Below are 15,132 nucleotides of genomic sequence, written 5' to 3'. Positions count from 1 at the left end.
ATTCGTTACCCTTCCCGTATGACGACACCCGAGCCGGTCCCTGAGGGCGACCCGAAGAGCCCGCCGGATCTCGGCACCGCGTTGCACCACGAACGCGCCCACCACGACAGCTGCCGCGCCGCCCTCGCCGCGATGGTCGAGGGCGCCGACCTCCACGTCGTCACCGGAGAGGACGTCTCCGCCTCCGGCGCCGACGCCGAGGTCCTCGGGTTCCGGCTGCGCAGCCACGCCAAAGCGCTGCACGAACTGCCCGAAGGGCCCCTGTTCTTCGGCCGGCTGGACTTCGCGCACGGCACGGGCGGCGAGCACGAGGGTCTCGCCCACCACATCGGCCGGCTCCGCATCAGCGAGCACCCGGCCGCTCCGCCCCTCGTCGTCGACTGGCGCGCCCCCGTCTCCCGCGCCTTCTACCGGGCGAGCGCCCGCGACCCCCAGGGCGTGGCCGTCCGGCGGCGGTTCGGCTGGGCCCCCGGCAGCCGGGGTGACTCCGCCGACCTCACGGGCCTGGAGGACGAGCGCCTCGACGCGGGCGGGCACGTCGACGGCGGGGAGCGGGCCGGACGTCGTGGGCCGGGCGAGGCGGGGCGAACGGGCGGGATCGTCGCCCGTGAGATCGAACGGCCCCGCGTCGGCCCGATGCGGGACATCGCCGCGACCATCCAGCCCGAGCAGGACGAACTCGTCCGCGGGGAGCTCACCGAGTCCGTGTGTGTGCAGGGCGCTCCCGGCACCGGCAAGACCGCCGTGGGCCTGCACCGGGCCGCCTACCTCCTCTACACCCACCCGCGGCGCATCCAGCGCGGCGGACTGCTGATCCTCGGCCCCAACCGCACCTTCCTCTCCTACATCGCCGCGGTGCTCCCGTCCCTCGGCGAGACCGGCGTACGGCAGTCGACCCTGCACGACGAGATCGCCCGCCGGCCGGCGACCGGTACGGACCCCGACCGGACCGCCGCCGTCAAGCACGACGCCCGGATGGCCGAGGTGCTGCGCCGGGCGGTGTACGGACGGGTGACGGCCGGCCGCGCCGACGACCTCTCCGTCCCCGACGACTCCCACCGCTGGCGGATCGCGGGCGACCGGCTGACGGACATCGTCGCCGGGGTCCTCGCCGAGGAGCCGCCGTACGAGATCGGGCGCGAGCGGGTGCGCAGCAGGATCGTGCGCCGGATCCAGGAGCAGGTGGAACGCCGGAGCGGGCCGCGCCCGGCCTCCTGGACGCGCCGCATCGAACGGGCCCGGCCGGTGAGCGCGTGCGTGGAGGCACTGTGGCCGAAGCTGCGCCCGGAGGAGGTGCTGGCCCGACTCCTCACGGACGAGGCGGAGTTGGCGCGGGCCGCGGACGGTCTCCTGGACCCCGGCGAGCAGCGGGCCCTGCACTGGCCGCGGCCGCCCCGCTCGCCGAGGTCGGCCCGCTGGTCGCCCGCCGACCTCGTCCTCCTCGACGAGATCGCCGGCCTCCTCGACCACCCCCAGGGCTACGGTCATGTCGTCGTCGACGAGGCCCAGGACCTCTCCCCGATGGAGTGCCGGGCGGTCGCCCGCCGGGTCCGCTTCGGCTCGCTCACCGTCCTCGGCGACCTGGCGCAGGGCACCACCCCCTGGGCGGCGGACTCCTGGCGGGCGCAGATGGCCCACCTGGGCAAGCCGGACGCGACGATCGTCCCGCTGACCACGGGCTTCCGTGTCCCGGCCGCCGTCCTCACCCTCGCGGGCCGCCTGCTCGACCTCCTCGACGCCGACGTGCCGCGCGCCGACTCCCTGCGCCGGGACGGCGAACTGCGCGTCCGGCGAGCCGACGGCGACCTGCGCTCCGCGGTCGTGGCCGCCGTACGCGACGCGCTCCCCCGGGAGGGCTCGATCGGCGTCATCGCCGCGGACCCCCAAGTAGAAGGGGTCCGCGAGGCCCTGACGGGGGCCGGCATCGCGACCTCCGGCCCGGACGATCCGGCCGCCCGGGTGACGGTCGTCGCGGCGACCCTCGTCAAGGGCCTCGAGTACGACCACGTCGTCGCCGTCGAACCGGCGGCCATCGCGCAGTCGGAGCAACGCGGCCTTAACCGGCTCTACGTGGTGCTCACCCGCGCGGTCTCGCGACTGGAGGTGGTGCACGAACGGGAGTTGCCGTGGGAGGTGTGAGGACGGTGGGGAGGGTGGGGCGCTCGGTCCGGAGTGGCGCGACACACTATTGCAAGCAGGTGCTTGCAATAGTTAGCACGGCTGGTGCACAGTGGAGCCATGGCATCGCTCAACGTCGGCAATCTCGGTGAGTACCTGCGCGAGCAGCGGCGCAACGCGCAGCTGTCGCTCCGGCAACTCGCCGAAGCCGCCGGCGTGTCCAATCCGTACCTGAGCCAGATCGAGCGCGGGCTGCGCAAGCCGAGCGCGGAGGTGCTCCAGCAGGTCGCCAAGGCGCTGCGGATCTCCGCCGAGACGCTGTACGTGCGGGCCGGCATCCTCGACGCGGAACGGGACGGGCAGGAGTACCGGGACGGTGCGACCCGCGCGGTCGTCCTCGCCGACCCCACGCTGACCGAGCAGCAGAAGCAGGTGTTGCTCCAGATCTACGAGTCCTTCCGCAAGGAGAACGGATTCGCGGACGGCGACGGTGCGGCCGGCCCACGGAACCACGAGAGCGACGCCGACCCGCAGCAGACGGCCAGTTGACCGGACCAGGGGACCGGCCGCCCCGCTGCGGACCTGCACGACCCTCAGCCGAAAACGACGTATGTGAATCCGGGAGGACCTTCACCATGGCCATCACCGACGACCTGCGCAAGACCTTCAGCGACCCGACTCCGTTCTACTTCGCCGCGGGCACCGCCGATCTGGCCCTCCAGCAGGCGAAGAAGGTGCCGGGTCTGGTGGAGCAGCTGCGCACCGAGGCCCCGGCCCGTTTCGAGGCCGTCCGCAACACCGACCCCAAGGCCGTGCAGGAGAAGGCCGGCGCCCGCGCGAAGGAGGCGACCGCCAAGGCCAAGGAGGCGCAGGAGACCCTCCAGGCCAAGGTCACCGACTTCATCAGCAACCTCGACGGGGACATCAAGAAGATCGGCAGCACCCTCGACGCCGACCTGAAGAAGTTCGGCGAGTCCGCCCAGGACTTCGCGCTGCGCGGGGTCGGCGTCGCCGCCGAGTACGCCGTCAAGGCCCGTGAGACGTACGAGAAGGTCGCCGAGCACGGCGAGCAGGCCGTGAAGACCTGGCGCGGCGAGGCTGCCGAGGAGATCGAGGAGCTCGCCATCGCGGTCGAGCCCAAGTCGGAGCCCAAGCCCGCGCCCGTGGTCCAGCCGGTCGTGGTCAAGGACGAGCCGAAGCCCGCCGCGGCCGCGGCGCAGTCCGAGACCGCCGAGGCGAAGAAGCCCGTCGCCGCGAAGAAGGCTCCGGTCCGCAAGCCCGTCGCGAAGAAGACCACGCCGCCGACCAAGTGAGACCGACGGCCGGGACGGACACGGCGGACAGGGACATACAGTCACGGGCCGGGCACTCATGTGGTGCGCGGCCCGTTGTACGGGTAGCGGGAGTGCGGTTGCGGGTACGGTGACCGCGTAAGGACGAGCGAGTCGAATCGCGTCGAGTCGGGTGGTGGACGTTGTGCTGATCGAAGGCTTCGCCGGGCTGGTGTGGCTGCTCTACCTCGCCATGCTGGTCCTCGCCGTGGTGGCGCTGGTGATGGCCGCTCTGTTCCGTGATGACGCCTACCGGGCCGCCGACAAGCAGAACAAGGGCTTCTGGCTGATCATCCTCGGTGTCACGGTGGCGGTGAACCTCCTGGTGCCGATGCTCTTCCTCCAGCTCGCGGGCCTCGTCGCCACGATCGTCTTCTTCGTGGACGTACGGCCCGCCCTCCGCCAGGTCGGCGGTGGCGGCGGCTGGGGCCGCAGGCGCGGCGGCAGCAGCAGCGACGGCCCGTACGGCCCGTACAACGGCGGCCGCTGACCCCACGAGAACTTCCACGCCCCGCAGCCCCCACCGGGGGCGGCGGGGCGTCGTCCTGTCCGGCTCGCCCCCGCTCCCGACCAGCCCTGGACAACCCACCCCGGGCACCAGAGCCCCGCCTCCCGCCAGGCAGCCGGTCCTTGTGGGCGCCACGTCCCTGTCCTTCCGCCCTGGGACCGGCATCCGGCCGGGCGGTCACTGGGCCGGCCCTGTCTGCTGCCCGGCACGCGGCACGGACCTGTGGCTCGGCCTGTCTGCGCCCGGGCCGGTTCCGGGCACCGGCGCTGCGGGCACTGTTCCGACCGCGCATGCTCTGCGCCCCGCGGGATTCCCGCAGCGGGCGGCCCCGCCTTGGGCTAGGGGAGCGGTGCGGGGACCCGGTCCAGCAGTACCAGTGCCACGTCGTCCGTCAGCTCGCCGCCGTTGAGCTCGCGGACCTCGTTCACCGCGGCCCGCAGCAGCGCCTCGCCGCTCAGCCCCTCGGAGAGCTGGCGGCGGATCATCTCCACCATGCCGTCCTGGCCCAGCCGTTCCCGGCCCTCGCCGATCCGTCCCTCGATGAGGCCGTCGGTGTACAGCATCAGGCTCCACTCGGCGCCCAGCTCGACCTGCATCCGCGGCCAGCGGGCGCCCGGCAGCAGGCCGAGGGCGGGGCCGTTGTTGTCGTACGGCAGCAGCCGCGCGGGCCGGTCCGGGCGGGCGATCAGCGGTGCGGGGTGGCCGGCCAGGCACAGGCCCGCCCGGCGGCCGTCGGGCGCGATGTCCACCGTGCAGAGCGTCGCGAAGATCTCGTCGTCGTCGCGCTCGTGCTCCAGCACCTGCTGAAGCGTGTTCAGCAGCTCGTCCCCGCACAGGCCCGCCAGCGTCAGCGCCCGCCAGGCGATGCGCAGCTCCACGCCGAGCGCCGCCTCGTCCGGGCCGTGCCCGCAGACGTCGCCGATCATCGCGTGCACGGTGCCGTCGGGCGTGCGGACGGTGTCGTAGAAGTCGCCGCCGAGCAGCGCGCGTGAGCGGCCGGGACGGTAGCGGGCGGCGAAGCGCAGCGGAGAGCCCTCCAGGAGGGGCGTGGGCAGCAGGCCGCGCTCCAGGCGGGCGTTCTCCTGGGCGCGCAGCTTGCCCTCGGCGAGCCGTCGCTCGGCGGTGTCGGAACGTTTCCTCTCCACGGCGTAGCGGATCGCACGGCTCAGCAGCCGGCCGTCCAGCTCGTCCTTGTAGAGGTAGTCCTGCGCACCCACGCGTACCGCCTCGGCGCCGCGCTCGGCGTCGCCGGACGCGGTGAGCGCGAGCACGGCGTGCCGGGGCGCGAGCTCGAGCACGTGCCGCAGGACGGCGAGCTCGTCGTCGGACCCGCTTGCCCTGCCGGGCGCCGGGAGCGCCAGGTCCAGCAGGATGCAGTGGACGTCATGGGTCAGCAGCCGCTCGGCCTCGGTGAGGTTGCGGGCGGTGCGTACGCGGATCGGCCTGCCGTCCGCGTCGAGCAGGTCGTGGACGATCGGCGCGGCCGTCGGGTCGTCCTCGATCAGCAGCAGGGTGAGCGTGGTGTGGGCGGTGCCCGCACCGGTGGCACTGACGCCGGTGGCACTGACGCCGGTGGTGCTCACGCTGGTTGCGCTCACACCGGTGGCGCTGACGTTGGTCGTGCTCACGCCTTGGTGGACGCCGTCGGCGGGCGTCGCGTTGAGCGCGGTGTGCTGCGCGCTGTGGTCGTGCGCGGTGTTGTTCCGGTTCTCGGCCGTGGTCGCCTCGTTGCGAACGGTCTCTTCCTTGGAGGGGCCGCCGACTATGGGCGCGGCCTGCGCCTGACCACTCTCCACGGCCGGGATCGCTCTCTGCCGCGGTACGGGTACGGGCATCGTCTTGAGTTCCTTCCCTCCCCCCGAGGGCATGGTGGGGACGAGGGACCTCGACCCACCGACGGGGACCATAGCGGCAGAAGGCGCCGCAACGGAATGGTGTGAGACAGGCCGCTTGATCTCTGGCCACAGTCATATGCCGCGTTCTGTCCCGCATTTGGACAGGGCGGGTGTGGTGCGGGGATGACGAACGTCACGTCCGCGCGGAGTTTGGCAGCGGGGTCGAGGTGGCCTGGGTCACGTGGAGGGCGGCGTCCGAAGGGCCGCCCGGTCACCGGGCCTCACGCGTCCGGCCGGACCACCCCGAGTATCGGCATCGAGCCCGCCCCCGCGAGCGTGACCGTGCGGCCCGGCCGCGGGGCGTGGATGATCGCGCCGTCGCCCACGTACAACGCGACGTGGCTGGCGTCGTCGAAGTAGATGATCAGGTCGCCGGGGCGCATGTCCTCGACGGCGATGTGCGGCAACTGCTTCCACTGCTCCTGCGAGGTGCGCGGTATCACCTGCCCGGCGCTCCTCCAGGCCTCGGAGGTCAGTCCGGAGCAGTCGAAGCTGTCCGGGCCCTCCGCGCCCCACACATACGGCTTGCCGATCTGGGCGGTGGCGAACTGCACGGCCTTCTTGCCCTGGACGGACGCCGCGCTGTCGATCTCGTCCAGGACGCCGGTGTCCAGCCAGGCGGTCTGTGCCTCCAGCGCGACCTGCGCCTCCAGTTGTTCGAGGCGCTCCTTCTCCTTCTTCTCGAGCTGGGACTCGAGCTTCTCGGCCGCCGCGATCTGCTTCTCGATCTTCTTCTGGGCCGCGGCCTTCGTCTTGCGGCCCGCCTCCAGCTTCTGCCACTGGGTGGAGGCGTCCTTGGAGTACTGCTCCAAGTCCTGCTGGGTGCGGCTGAGTTCGCCGATCAGGCCCTTGGTCGCGCGCTGCCCCTGGAGCACCCGGCCCGCGCCGTCGAGGAACTCCGACGGGTCGTCGGTCAGCATCAACTGCGCCTCGTCCGGCAGGCCGCCGGTGCGGTACTGGGCGCGGGCCGCGGCGCCCGCGCGGTCCTTGAGGTCGTCCAGCTTCTCCTGGCCCGCGACGATCTTCTTGGCCAGCTCGACGATCTCCGCCGACTGCTTCTTCGCCGCTTCCTCGGCCGCGTTGTAGGCGTCGGTGGCGACCGCGGCGTCGTGGTACAGCGCTTCGAGCTTGGTGCGGACGGTCTCGAGGTCCTTGTTGGACGCGGTGGAGGGGAGCGGCGGGGTCGTGGAACTCGTCGACGGCGACGGCGTGGGGCTCGGGCTGGCGAACGCGGTGCCGGGTGCGCCCAGCACGGTGACCGCGCAGACCACCGTCACTGCCGCCGCGAGCAGGCCGCGCTTCCCCGTACCCATACCCCGTCCCCCAACCCCTGATTAACCGTCAGTAACTTACGGTGCCCGGGGGATCGTGCCACGTCACGGCTGAAAACGACAGAGGTGACGCCGGAACGACGGAGCGGCACAGCGACCGAAGCAGTCCTTCCCCTCTTCGCCACCCCGCCATGACGATCTCCCCGTCAGTGTGACGAACGACTCACGGAGATCGTTCCCGATGGCCAGGAGGAAAGGAGGGAAGGGTGGTTCAGCCGTCGGCTCGGCCCCGGGGCGCCAACGCCTCCCACCGCACCGTCACTTCCCCCTGCCGCCACCGCGCCGGCCCGTCCGTCACCGGCCAGTCGGCCGTCAGGTCCCGCACCGTGCGGATCCACCGCTGGCGGGCGCCGTACGACGCGTAGGGCGCGGCGGCGGCCCAGGCGCGGTCGAAGTCGCGCAGGAAGGCGTGCACCGGCTCACCCGGGACATTGCGGTGGATCAGCGCCTTGGGCAGCCGTTCCGCCAGATCCGAGGGGCGTTCCAGGGAGCCCAGCCGGGTCGCGAAGGTGACCGTGCGCGGCCCTTCCGGTCCGAGTGCGACCCATACGTGCCGACGCCCGATCTCGTCGCAGGTCCCCTCGACGAGCAGACCGCCGCGGGACCCGGTCACCGGATCGGCCGGCGCGAGCCGCGCGCACAGGCGCTGCCAGACCGCGGCGACCTCGCCCTCGTCGTACTGCCGCAGCACGTTGGCGGCCCGTACGAGGTGCGGACGCCGGGGCACCGGGATCTCGAACCCGCCGTGCCGGAAGTCCAGCCCCTCGCGCTCGTACGGTTCGGCGGCCGCCACCCGGGCCGGTTCGATCTCGACGCCCACGACCCGCGCGCGTGGGGCGACGGAACGCAGCCGCCGCAGCAACTCGACGGCCGTCCAGGGCGCCGCCCCGTACCCGAGGTCGACGGCGAGCGGCTCGGTGGCGCGGCGCAGCTCGGCGCCGTGCGTCGCGGCGATCCAGCGGTCCATGCGGCGCAGCCGGTTGGGATTCGTCGTCCCGCGCGTGACCGTGCCCACAGGGCGGGCGGGGGCGCGGGATGTCATGCCTACGAGGGTAATGCGGCACCACCTCCAGCCTGCGCGGCATCTCGCCCTGCCCGAGATCTCACCTCGTCCGGAGTCTCGGTCCCTTCGGCTTCTCAGCCCGTCCGGCGTTCGAGGACGAGGCCCTTTCGGGGCCGAAGCGGGGGTCCGGGGGCGGCAGCCCCCGGGGTCGGGACGGGAAGGGGCGGCGGGGGCGAGAACCGCTGGGGCCGCCCCGCGACGCACACCGGTCTCGAACGGTTGAGCGATACGTGGTAATGGCTGAGCAAAAACCACCCCTTTCCGAAACCGGCCCGGAATGGGAACGCCTTCCTCCGGCGTTGCAGCCCCTTGGAGGGCCCCACACCCTCTTTCCGGCATGCCCGCAGCAAGGAGGAACGCCCCGTGAGCCAGTACACCAACAGGCTCGGGCGTCGGTCTTCGGCGGCACCCTCGCGGCTCAGGCTCCACCGCCGCCCCCGCCGCGTCGCGATGCTCTCCGTGCACACCTCTCCGCTCCACCAGCCCGGCACCGGCGACGCGGGCGGCATGAACGTCTACATCGTCGAGCTCGCGCAGCGCCTCGCCGCGATCAACATCGAGGTCGAGATCTTCACGCGCGCGACCACCGGCGGCCTCCCGCCGACCGTCGAGCTGGCCCCCGGAGTCCTCGTCCGGCATGTCGACGCGGGCCCCTACGAGGGCCTCGCCAAGGAGGACCTCCCGGCACAGCTGTGCGCCTTCACGCACGGCGTGATGCAGGCCTGGGCCGGTCACCGTCCCGGCTACTACGACCTCGTGCACTCGCACTACTGGCTCTCCGGGCACGTCGGCTGGCTGGCCGCGCAGCGCTGGGGCGCCCCCCTGGTGCACGCCATGCACACCATGGCCAAGGTCAAGAACGCCAACCTGGCCGACGGCGACACCCCCGAGCCCGCCGCCCGCGTCATCGGCGAGACCCAGATCGTCGCCGCCGCCGACCGCCTCATCGCCAACACGGCGGAGGAGGCCGACGAACTCGTCCGGCACTACCACGCCGGCCCCGACAAGGTCGCCGTGGTGCACCCCGGCGTCAACCTCGACCGCTTCACCCCGGCGGACGGCCGGGCCGCCGCCCGCGCGCGTCTGGACCTGCCCCAGGACGCGCTGGTCCCCCTCTTCGCGGGCCGCATCCAGCCCCTGAAGGCTCCGGACGTGCTCCTGCGCGCGGTGGCCGTCCTGCTCGACGAGCGCCCCGAGCTGCGCTCCCGCATCGTCGTCCCGATCGTCGGCGGCCCCAGCGGCAGTGGCCTCGCCAAGCCGGAGGGACTGCAGAAGCTGGCCGCGCGGCTCGGCATCGCGGACGTCGTACGGTTCCGGCCGCCGGTCGGCCAGGACCAGCTCGCGGACTGGTTCCGGGCGGCGTCACTGCTGGTCGTGCCCTCCTACAGCGAGTCCTTCGGGCTCGTCGCCATAGAGGCGCAGGCGGCCGGCACCCCGGTGCTCGCCGCCGCCGTCGGCGGGCTCCCGGTGGCCGTGCGGGACGGCGAGACGGGCTTCCTGGTGCAGGGCCACGATCCGGCCGCCTACGCGCGCGTGCTCGCGCGTTTCGCCGACGGCCCCGACCTCCCCGCCCGGATGGGCGCGGCCGCCACGGCGCACGCCCAGTCCTTCGGCTGGGACACCGCGGCCGCCGCCACCGCCGACGTCTACGCGGCCGCGGCCCAGTCGCACCGCCGTCGCGTACGCTCCGAGCATGGGTGACGTGGAGAAGACGGCCGCACAGGTCATCGAGGGTTTCCTGAAGGACGCGGAGCTGGAGTGGGAGAGCCCGGCCCCCGGAAACTACGTGGTCCAGCTTCCCGGCACCCGGAAACTCAAGACGACCGTCTCCCTCATCGTCGGCCGCCACTCCCTCTCCCTGAACGCCTTCGTCGTCCGTCATCCCGACGAGAACGAGTCCGGCGTCCACCGCTGGCTCCTGGAACGCAACCTCAAGCTGTACGGCGTGAGTTACGCCGTCGACCGGCTCGGCGACGTCTACGTCACCGCCCGCCTCCCCCTCGCCTCGGTCACCGCCGACGAGATCGACCGCCTCATGGGCCAGGTCCTGGAGGCCGCCGACGGTGCCTTCAACACCCTTCTGGAGCTGGGCTTCGCGAGTGCCATCCGCCGGGAGTACGAGTGGCGGGTCTCCCGGGGCGAACCGACGCGCAACCTGGACGCGTTCGCCCATCTGACGCAACGCCCGGCCGACTGACGCCGGTTCGCCGACTCCTGCCCACTGACGCCGACCGACCCCGGAAGCGGTCAGGTCAGGAAGCGATCAGGGGGCGTCCGGGTCCGGGGCGGGAGCGGTCGGGGTGGCCGGAGCGTCGAGCTGGTCGGCGAAGGCGCGCAGGGCGTCGGCCAGTTCCTGCTTGGTGGGCAGCTGGTCCAGCTTCCGGTCGAGCTCGTTCAGACGTCGGTTGATCTCGTCCAGGTCGGCCGGCCCGGTGGGCGAGGAGGTGGGCGTGGACGGTGTCTCCGTCGCGTCGGGGTCGGTCCCGCCGTCGCCTCCCGAGCTGGTCCCGCCGTCGCCTCCGGAGCTGGTCCCGCCGGAGACATCGCCCCCTGTGCCACCCCCTGTGTCGCCCCCCGTGCCGCCCCCGGTGTCGGCGGGTTCTCCGGTGACCGGCGGCCGGGTGAACGACGCGCTCGGTACGGGAGTGGCGGGATCCTCGTCCGAGGCGGCCGCGAGGGCGATGCCGACGCTCAGAGCCACCAGGGTCGCCGCCCCCGCGACGGCGACCGCTATCCGTCTCGCGTGTAAGCCGCCCCGGGCGGAAAGCGCCGGGGACTCCTGAGTGCCGGGTGTGCCGGAAGAGTGCGGTGTCTTGTCGGTGTCCATGGAGGCGACGCTATGCGCCGGTCATCAGCGGACGGAGGACTTCCGTCGATCTCCGTACCGCCCCGGTGTGACCCCCACCAGCTTCCGGAAATGCCGGGTGAGATGAGCCTGGTCGTAGAAGCCGGACGTCGCCGCGACCTCACCCGGCGGCCGCCCGTCGAGCAGGAGCCGGCGGGCCAGGTCGACCCGGCGGGCGGTGAGGTACTGGTGCGGCGCGATGCCGTACGCCGAGCTGAACGCCCGTACCAGATGGGCCGGATGGGCCGACACGAGCCCGGCGGCCTCGTCCAGCGTCAGGCCCTGGACGACCCGTTCGTCGAGCAGCTCACGCAGGCGGCGCGCGAGGTCCGGGTCGCGGCGCGCGGCGGCGGTGCGCGGCCCCGCGCGCAGATGGGTCCGCAACCGCTCGCCGATCAGCGTCAGCCGGCTGCCGGCCTCCAGCTCGTCGCCGGGCCGGGCGAGCGCGGAGTGCAGCTGCCCGACCCGCCGCCGCAGCACGGGATCGCGCAGGTCGGGGGCGTCGACGGCGGCCCCGATGAGGTCTTCGCCGAGCACCTCGGCGTCGAGGTACAGGACCCGCTTGCGGAAGCCGCCCGAGGTGGCCGGTGAGCCGTTGTGCGGCACGTGCGGGGGCAGCAGGGACACGGTGTCGTGCGGGGTGCCGTGCTCGTGCCGGTCGAGGTCGTACCGTACGGCGCCGTCGTCGACGATCAGCAGCGTCCACGCCTCGTGGACGTGCATCGGGTACGCGTACTCGGTGAAGTGGGCATGGAAGACCTCCACCACGCCCGGGACGGCCGGGCGCCAGGCGGAGACGTCGGCTGTCCGCTGCGGGGCCATGCAAAGAACGTACAAGACGGCGTCGTAGGCCGGTCGGCAGTCTCGAACCATGAACGACGAGACACCCACCGCACCCGCAGCGCCCACGGCGTCCACCGCACCGATCTCACCCACCACCCCCACCGCCCCCCTTCGCTTCGACACGAAGATCGCCGTCCTGCTGCGTGAGGACCTGGAGACCTGGCAGCGCCTGAACGTCACCGCGTTCCTGGTCAGCGGCCTGGGCACGGCCCTCCCCGAGGTGATCGGGGAGCCGTACGAGGACGCGGACGGCGTGGCGTATCTGTCGATGTTCCGCCAGCCGGTGCTGGTCTTCGAGGGCACGAAGGAGACGCTGACCGCCGCTCACGCGCGCGTGCTCTCCCGGTCCCTCCCGCGCGCGGTGTTCACGAGCGACCTCTTCGCCACCGGCAACGACCGCGACAACCGCGCGGCGGTGCGTGCCGTACCGACGGCCGGGCTGGATGTCGTGGGACTGGCGGTCCACGGCCCGAAAAACGCGGTGGACAAGGTGCTGAAGGGCGCACGGATGCACCCCTGACACCTGGCGCCTGACCCCCGCGCCCGCCGCTCAGACGGTGCTGGCCGCGGGTTCGGCGGCAGCGCCGGCCTGCTCGCCGGGGGCGGTCTTCGCCACCTCGACCTCGCCCTTGCCCTCGCCCTCTCCCGGAAGGCTTCGCATCAGCACGGCGTAGCCGACGCCCGCCGCCGTCCCCACGACCGCGCACATCCCCCACAGCCACTCCGCCCCGAACCGGTCGATGACGAAGCCGGACATGACCGGGGCGACCAGGGAGGCCACGGCCCAGGAGAGCGTGTACATGCCCTGGTAGCGCCCGCGCCCGTGGGTGGGGGAGAGGCGGACGACGAGCCCGGTCTGGGTCGGCGCGTTGACGATCTCCGCCAGGGTCCACACGCAGACGGTGAGCGTGAAGACGCCGACCGAGCCGGCGAAGGCGGTGAGCCCGAACCCGTACCCCGCGAGCACCGAGGAGACGACCAGCAGCCGCCGCGGGTCCCGGTGCTCGATGAACCGGGTGACGGGGATCTGCAACGCGACGATGAGCACGCCGTTGACGGCGATCGCCATGCCGTAGTCGGCGGGCGTGAACCCGGCCGCGCCCATGGCCACGGGCAGCCCCACGGACCCCTGCTGGAAGACGAGCGCGACGAGGAAGGACAGCCCGACGACGCTCATGAAGCGCCCGTCCCGCAGCACGGTCCCCAGCCCGACGCTGTCCTCCCGTACGGCCTTCTCCTCCCGCTCGGGCCGGGACTCGGGCAGCTTGAGGAACACGACGATCGCGCAGACGAGGGTCATCCCGGCCTCGAGCAGGAACCCGGCGCGGTAGCTGACCTCGGCGATGAACCCGGCGGCCATGGAGGAGACGGCGAACCCGAGGTTGATGGCCCAGTAGTTGAGCGAGAAGGCGCGGACCCGGTCCTCGGGCCGCACGATGTCGGCCATCATCGCCTGCACGGCCGGCCGGGAGGCGTTGGAGGCCATGCCGACCAGGAAGGCGACACCGGCGATGGCGACGGGATGTTCCACGAACCCGAGCAGTGCCACGGAGGCGGCCGTCGAGGTCTGCGCGACGAGCAGGGTGGGCCGCCGCCCGATCCGGTCCGCCATGACCCCGCCGCCGAGCGACGAGACGACCCCGCCCAGCCCGAGCAGGGAGGCGACGAGCCCGGCGTAGGAGGCGGAGTACCCGCGGTCGAGTGTCAGGTACAGCGCCATGAAGGTGGCGACGAAGGCCCCGAGCCGGTTGACGAGGGTGCTGGTCCACAGCCACCAGAACTCGCGCGGCAGGCCCGAGAGGGTCTCGCGGGCGGCACGTCTCATGACGGCGACGGACATGGCGGATCCCCCGGGAAGTAAGCGGCTCGTGCAACGGCTCGCGCAAGCGGCTCGTGTAAGTGGCTCAGGCGGCACTCAGAACTTACGAGAGGCGAAGCGCGGGAGGCCACTCAATTAACAGATCCCGTCAACCGTCAGGCGGCTTGTCCGCTGTACGAGCGGGCGCACAACGGATCGGAGCGGTGGATTACGCTCATACGCATGGCCGACGCACCGTACAAGCTGATCCTCCTCCGTCACGGCGAGAGCGAGTGGAACGCGAAGAACCTGTTCACCGGCTGGGTGGACGTCAACCTCAACGAGAAGGGCGAGAAGGAGGCGGTCCGCGGTGGCGAACTCCTGAAGGATGCCGACCTCCTCCCCGACGTGGTCCACACGTCGCTCCAGAAGCGCGCGATCCGCACGGCCCAGCTGGCCCTGGAGTCCGCCGACCGCCACTGGATCCCGGTCCACCGCTCCTGGCGCCTGAACGAACGCCACTACGGCGCCCTCCAGGGCAAGGACAAGGCGCAGACCCTCGCGGAGTTCGGCGAGGAGCAGTTCATGCTCTGGCGCCGCTCCTACGACACCCCGCCCCCGCCGCTGTCGGACGACTCCGAGTTCTCCCAGGCCGCCGACCCGCGCTACGCGTCCATCCCGCCGGAGCTCCGCCCCCGCACGGAGTGCCTGAAGGACGTCGTCGTCCGCATGCTGCCGTACTGGTACGACGGCATCGTCCCGGACCTCCTGTCCGGCCGCACGGTCCTGGTCGCCGCCCACGGCAACTCGCTCCGAGCCCTCGTCAAGCACCTCGACGGCATCTCCGACGCCGACATCGCAGGCCTGAACATCCCGACGGGCATCCCCCTGGCCTACGAACTCGACGCAGCCTTCAAGCCGCTCACCCCCGGCGGCACCTACCTCGACCCGGACGCGGCCGCGGCGGCGATCGAGGCAGTCAAGAACCAGGGCAAGAAGAAGTAACGCGACACTGTTACGCCCCCGACCTGCGAGTTTCTCGCGGGGCGGGGGCTTTTTGGTGGGGCTGGGCCGTCTCTGGGCCGTCAGCCGGTTGATCGGGCCGTGCTCAGTGCTTCAGGAGATCCGGCTCCGGCTGTTCTCTCGTCTCTGCCTGGGCTCCCGCATCGCGGAGGGCCGACACGGCTGCAGCCGCATCTTCCTCGGGCACGCCGGCGAGAATGACGGCGGGAACCTGAGCCGCCAGAACCTTGCTGCGCCACAGGCTCAGTCCCGTCAGCCGACGCACGACCTGGACGACGTCCATCACGCGGACACCGGGGTCAGTGAGCACCACGTCATGAGGCACGTCGTCGCAAACCAGCAAGAAGTACTCGTCCGCCATTGTTCTCCCCGCCCCT

General features: G+C 72.3%; 15 protein-coding genes. 8 read left to right on the top strand and 7 right to left on the bottom strand.

What is annotated here, in order from left to right; translation table 11 throughout:
• Window positions 1-18 precede the first annotated feature (18 nt).
• From OG736_RS20720 to OG736_RS20705, 4 genes are all read left to right on the top strand, one after another.
• Complete coding sequence (locus OG736_RS20720) at window positions 19-2,139, top strand: HelD family protein (protein ID WP_327183773.1); 2,121 nt, start codon at window positions 19-21, stop codon at window positions 2,137-2,139.
• 99 nt (window positions 2,140-2,238) lie between these two features.
• A complete protein-coding gene (locus OG736_RS20715) occupies window positions 2,239-2,667 on the top strand; it encodes a helix-turn-helix domain-containing protein (protein ID WP_314223782.1) in 429 nt (142 codons plus the stop codon).
• Between the two features lie 86 nt (window positions 2,668-2,753).
• A complete protein-coding gene (locus OG736_RS20710) occupies window positions 2,754-3,431 on the top strand; it encodes a hypothetical protein (protein ID WP_327183772.1) in 678 nt (225 codons plus the stop codon).
• Window positions 3,432-3,594: 163 nt separating this feature from the next.
• Window positions 3,595-3,939 (top strand): DUF2516 family protein, encoded by a 345-nt coding sequence (locus OG736_RS20705; protein ID WP_028806934.1) that lies wholly within the window; start codon window positions 3,595-3,597, stop codon window positions 3,937-3,939.
• 356 nt (window positions 3,940-4,295) lie between these two features.
• Here OG736_RS20705 and OG736_RS20700 read toward each other — a convergent pair whose 3' ends face one another.
• From OG736_RS20700 to OG736_RS20690, 3 genes are all read right to left on the bottom strand, one after another.
• Window positions 4,296-5,792 carry a PP2C family protein-serine/threonine phosphatase gene (locus tag OG736_RS20700; RefSeq protein ID WP_327183771.1) on the bottom strand — a complete coding sequence of 499 codons (1,497 nt, stop codon included), beginning with the start codon at window positions 5,790-5,792 and terminating at the stop codon, window positions 4,296-4,298.
• A gap of 281 nt (window positions 5,793-6,073) precedes the next feature.
• Window positions 6,074-7,165, bottom strand: a complete 1,092-nt coding sequence (locus OG736_RS20695) for a C40 family peptidase (RefSeq protein ID WP_327183770.1) — start codon at window positions 7,163-7,165, stop codon at window positions 6,074-6,076.
• A gap of 229 nt (window positions 7,166-7,394) precedes the next feature.
• A complete protein-coding gene (locus OG736_RS20690) occupies window positions 7,395-8,225 on the bottom strand; it encodes a class I SAM-dependent methyltransferase (protein ID WP_327183769.1) in 831 nt (276 codons plus the stop codon).
• 384 nt (window positions 8,226-8,609) lie between these two features.
• On the opposite strand from OG736_RS20690, the gene mshA reads away from it, so the two are divergent.
• Together mshA and OG736_RS20680 are read left to right on the top strand one after the other, a co-directional pair.
• Window positions 8,610-9,947, top strand: coding sequence for a D-inositol-3-phosphate glycosyltransferase (gene mshA, locus OG736_RS20685; RefSeq protein ID WP_327183768.1), 1,338 nt, complete (start codon window positions 8,610-8,612; stop codon window positions 9,945-9,947).
• Window positions 9,940-10,443, top strand: a complete 504-nt coding sequence (locus OG736_RS20680; protein ID WP_054243861.1) for a type III secretion system chaperone family protein — start codon at window positions 9,940-9,942, stop codon at window positions 10,441-10,443. Before mshA ends, OG736_RS20680 begins: the two co-directional genes overlap by 8 nt.
• 66 nt (window positions 10,444-10,509) lie before the next feature.
• Here the strand turns inward: OG736_RS20680 and OG736_RS20675 are convergent, their stop codons facing one another.
• A complete protein-coding gene (locus OG736_RS20675) occupies window positions 10,510-11,073 on the bottom strand; it encodes a hypothetical protein (RefSeq protein WP_327183767.1) in 564 nt (187 codons plus the stop codon).
• A 24-nt stretch (window positions 11,074-11,097) separates the two neighbouring features.
• On the bottom strand, window positions 11,098-11,913 hold the full coding sequence (locus OG736_RS20670; protein WP_327183766.1) for a helix-turn-helix transcriptional regulator: 816 nt from the start codon (window positions 11,911-11,913) through the stop codon (window positions 11,098-11,100).
• A gap of 49 nt (window positions 11,914-11,962) precedes the next feature.
• On the opposite strand from OG736_RS20670, the gene OG736_RS20665 reads away from it, so the two are divergent.
• Complete coding sequence (locus OG736_RS20665) at window positions 11,963-12,454, top strand: DUF2000 family protein (RefSeq protein ID WP_327183765.1); 492 nt, start codon at window positions 11,963-11,965, stop codon at window positions 12,452-12,454.
• A gap of 30 nt (window positions 12,455-12,484) precedes the next feature.
• Here OG736_RS20665 and OG736_RS20660 read toward each other — a convergent pair whose 3' ends face one another.
• A complete protein-coding gene (locus OG736_RS20660) occupies window positions 12,485-13,774 on the bottom strand; it encodes an MDR family MFS transporter (protein WP_327183764.1) in 1,290 nt (429 codons plus the stop codon).
• A 201-nt stretch (window positions 13,775-13,975) separates the two neighbouring features.
• Between OG736_RS20660 and OG736_RS20655 the strand changes: the two genes are divergently transcribed.
• Window positions 13,976-14,737: a phosphoglyceromutase gene (locus OG736_RS20655; protein ID WP_314223771.1), complete on the top strand. Its 762-nt coding sequence runs from the start codon at window positions 13,976-13,978 to the stop codon at window positions 14,735-14,737.
• A 103-nt stretch (window positions 14,738-14,840) separates the two neighbouring features.
• Here OG736_RS20655 and OG736_RS20650 read toward each other — a convergent pair whose 3' ends face one another.
• Window positions 14,841-15,116 carry a ribosomal protein L7/L12 gene (locus tag OG736_RS20650; protein ID WP_327183763.1) on the bottom strand — a complete coding sequence of 92 codons (276 nt, stop codon included), beginning with the start codon at window positions 15,114-15,116 and terminating at the stop codon, window positions 14,841-14,843.
• Window positions 15,117-15,132 lie beyond the last annotated feature (16 nt).

The sequence above is a fragment of the Streptomyces sp. NBC_01334 genome (genome assembly GCF_035983595.1).
Lineage (GTDB): Bacteria > Actinomycetota > Actinomycetes > Streptomycetales > Streptomycetaceae > Streptomyces > Streptomyces coriariae.
Note: the sequence above shows the minus strand (reverse complement) of the source record. Positions and strands in the feature narration are given on the sequence as shown.

Excerpts from the sequence above, each read along its gene's own strand:
- OG736_RS20655 (WP_314223771.1), top strand. The coding sequence starts at position 13,976 with ATGGCCGACGCACCGTACAAGCTGATCCTCCTCCGTCACGGCGAGAGC.
- OG736_RS20660 (WP_327183764.1), bottom strand. The coding sequence starts at position 13,774 with ATGTCCGTCGCCGTCATGAGACGTGCCGCCCGCGAGACCCTCTCGGGC.
- OG736_RS20665 (WP_327183765.1), top strand. The coding sequence starts at position 11,963 with ATGAACGACGAGACACCCACCGCACCCGCAGCGCCCACGGCGTCCACC.
- OG736_RS20670 (WP_327183766.1), bottom strand. The coding sequence starts at position 11,913 with ATGGCCCCGCAGCGGACAGCCGACGTCTCCGCCTGGCGCCCGGCCGTC.
- OG736_RS20715 (WP_314223782.1), top strand. The coding sequence starts at position 2,239 with ATGGCATCGCTCAACGTCGGCAATCTCGGTGAGTACCTGCGCGAGCAG.
- OG736_RS20675 (WP_327183767.1), bottom strand. The coding sequence starts at position 11,073 with ATGGACACCGACAAGACACCGCACTCTTCCGGCACACCCGGCACTCAG.
- OG736_RS20680 (WP_054243861.1), top strand. The coding sequence starts at position 9,940 with ATGGGTGACGTGGAGAAGACGGCCGCACAGGTCATCGAGGGTTTCCTG.
- OG736_RS20695 (WP_327183770.1), bottom strand. The coding sequence starts at position 7,165 with ATGGGTACGGGGAAGCGCGGCCTGCTCGCGGCGGCAGTGACGGTGGTC.
- OG736_RS20700 (WP_327183771.1), bottom strand. The coding sequence starts at position 5,792 with ATGCCCGTACCCGTACCGCGGCAGAGAGCGATCCCGGCCGTGGAGAGT.
- OG736_RS20710 (WP_327183772.1), top strand. The coding sequence starts at position 2,754 with ATGGCCATCACCGACGACCTGCGCAAGACCTTCAGCGACCCGACTCCG.
- OG736_RS20720 (WP_327183773.1), top strand. The coding sequence starts at position 19 with ATGACGACACCCGAGCCGGTCCCTGAGGGCGACCCGAAGAGCCCGCCG.
- OG736_RS20690 (WP_327183769.1), bottom strand. The coding sequence starts at position 8,225 with ATGACATCCCGCGCCCCCGCCCGCCCTGTGGGCACGGTCACGCGCGGG.
- OG736_RS20650 (WP_327183763.1), bottom strand. The coding sequence starts at position 15,116 with ATGGCGGACGAGTACTTCTTGCTGGTTTGCGACGACGTGCCTCATGAC.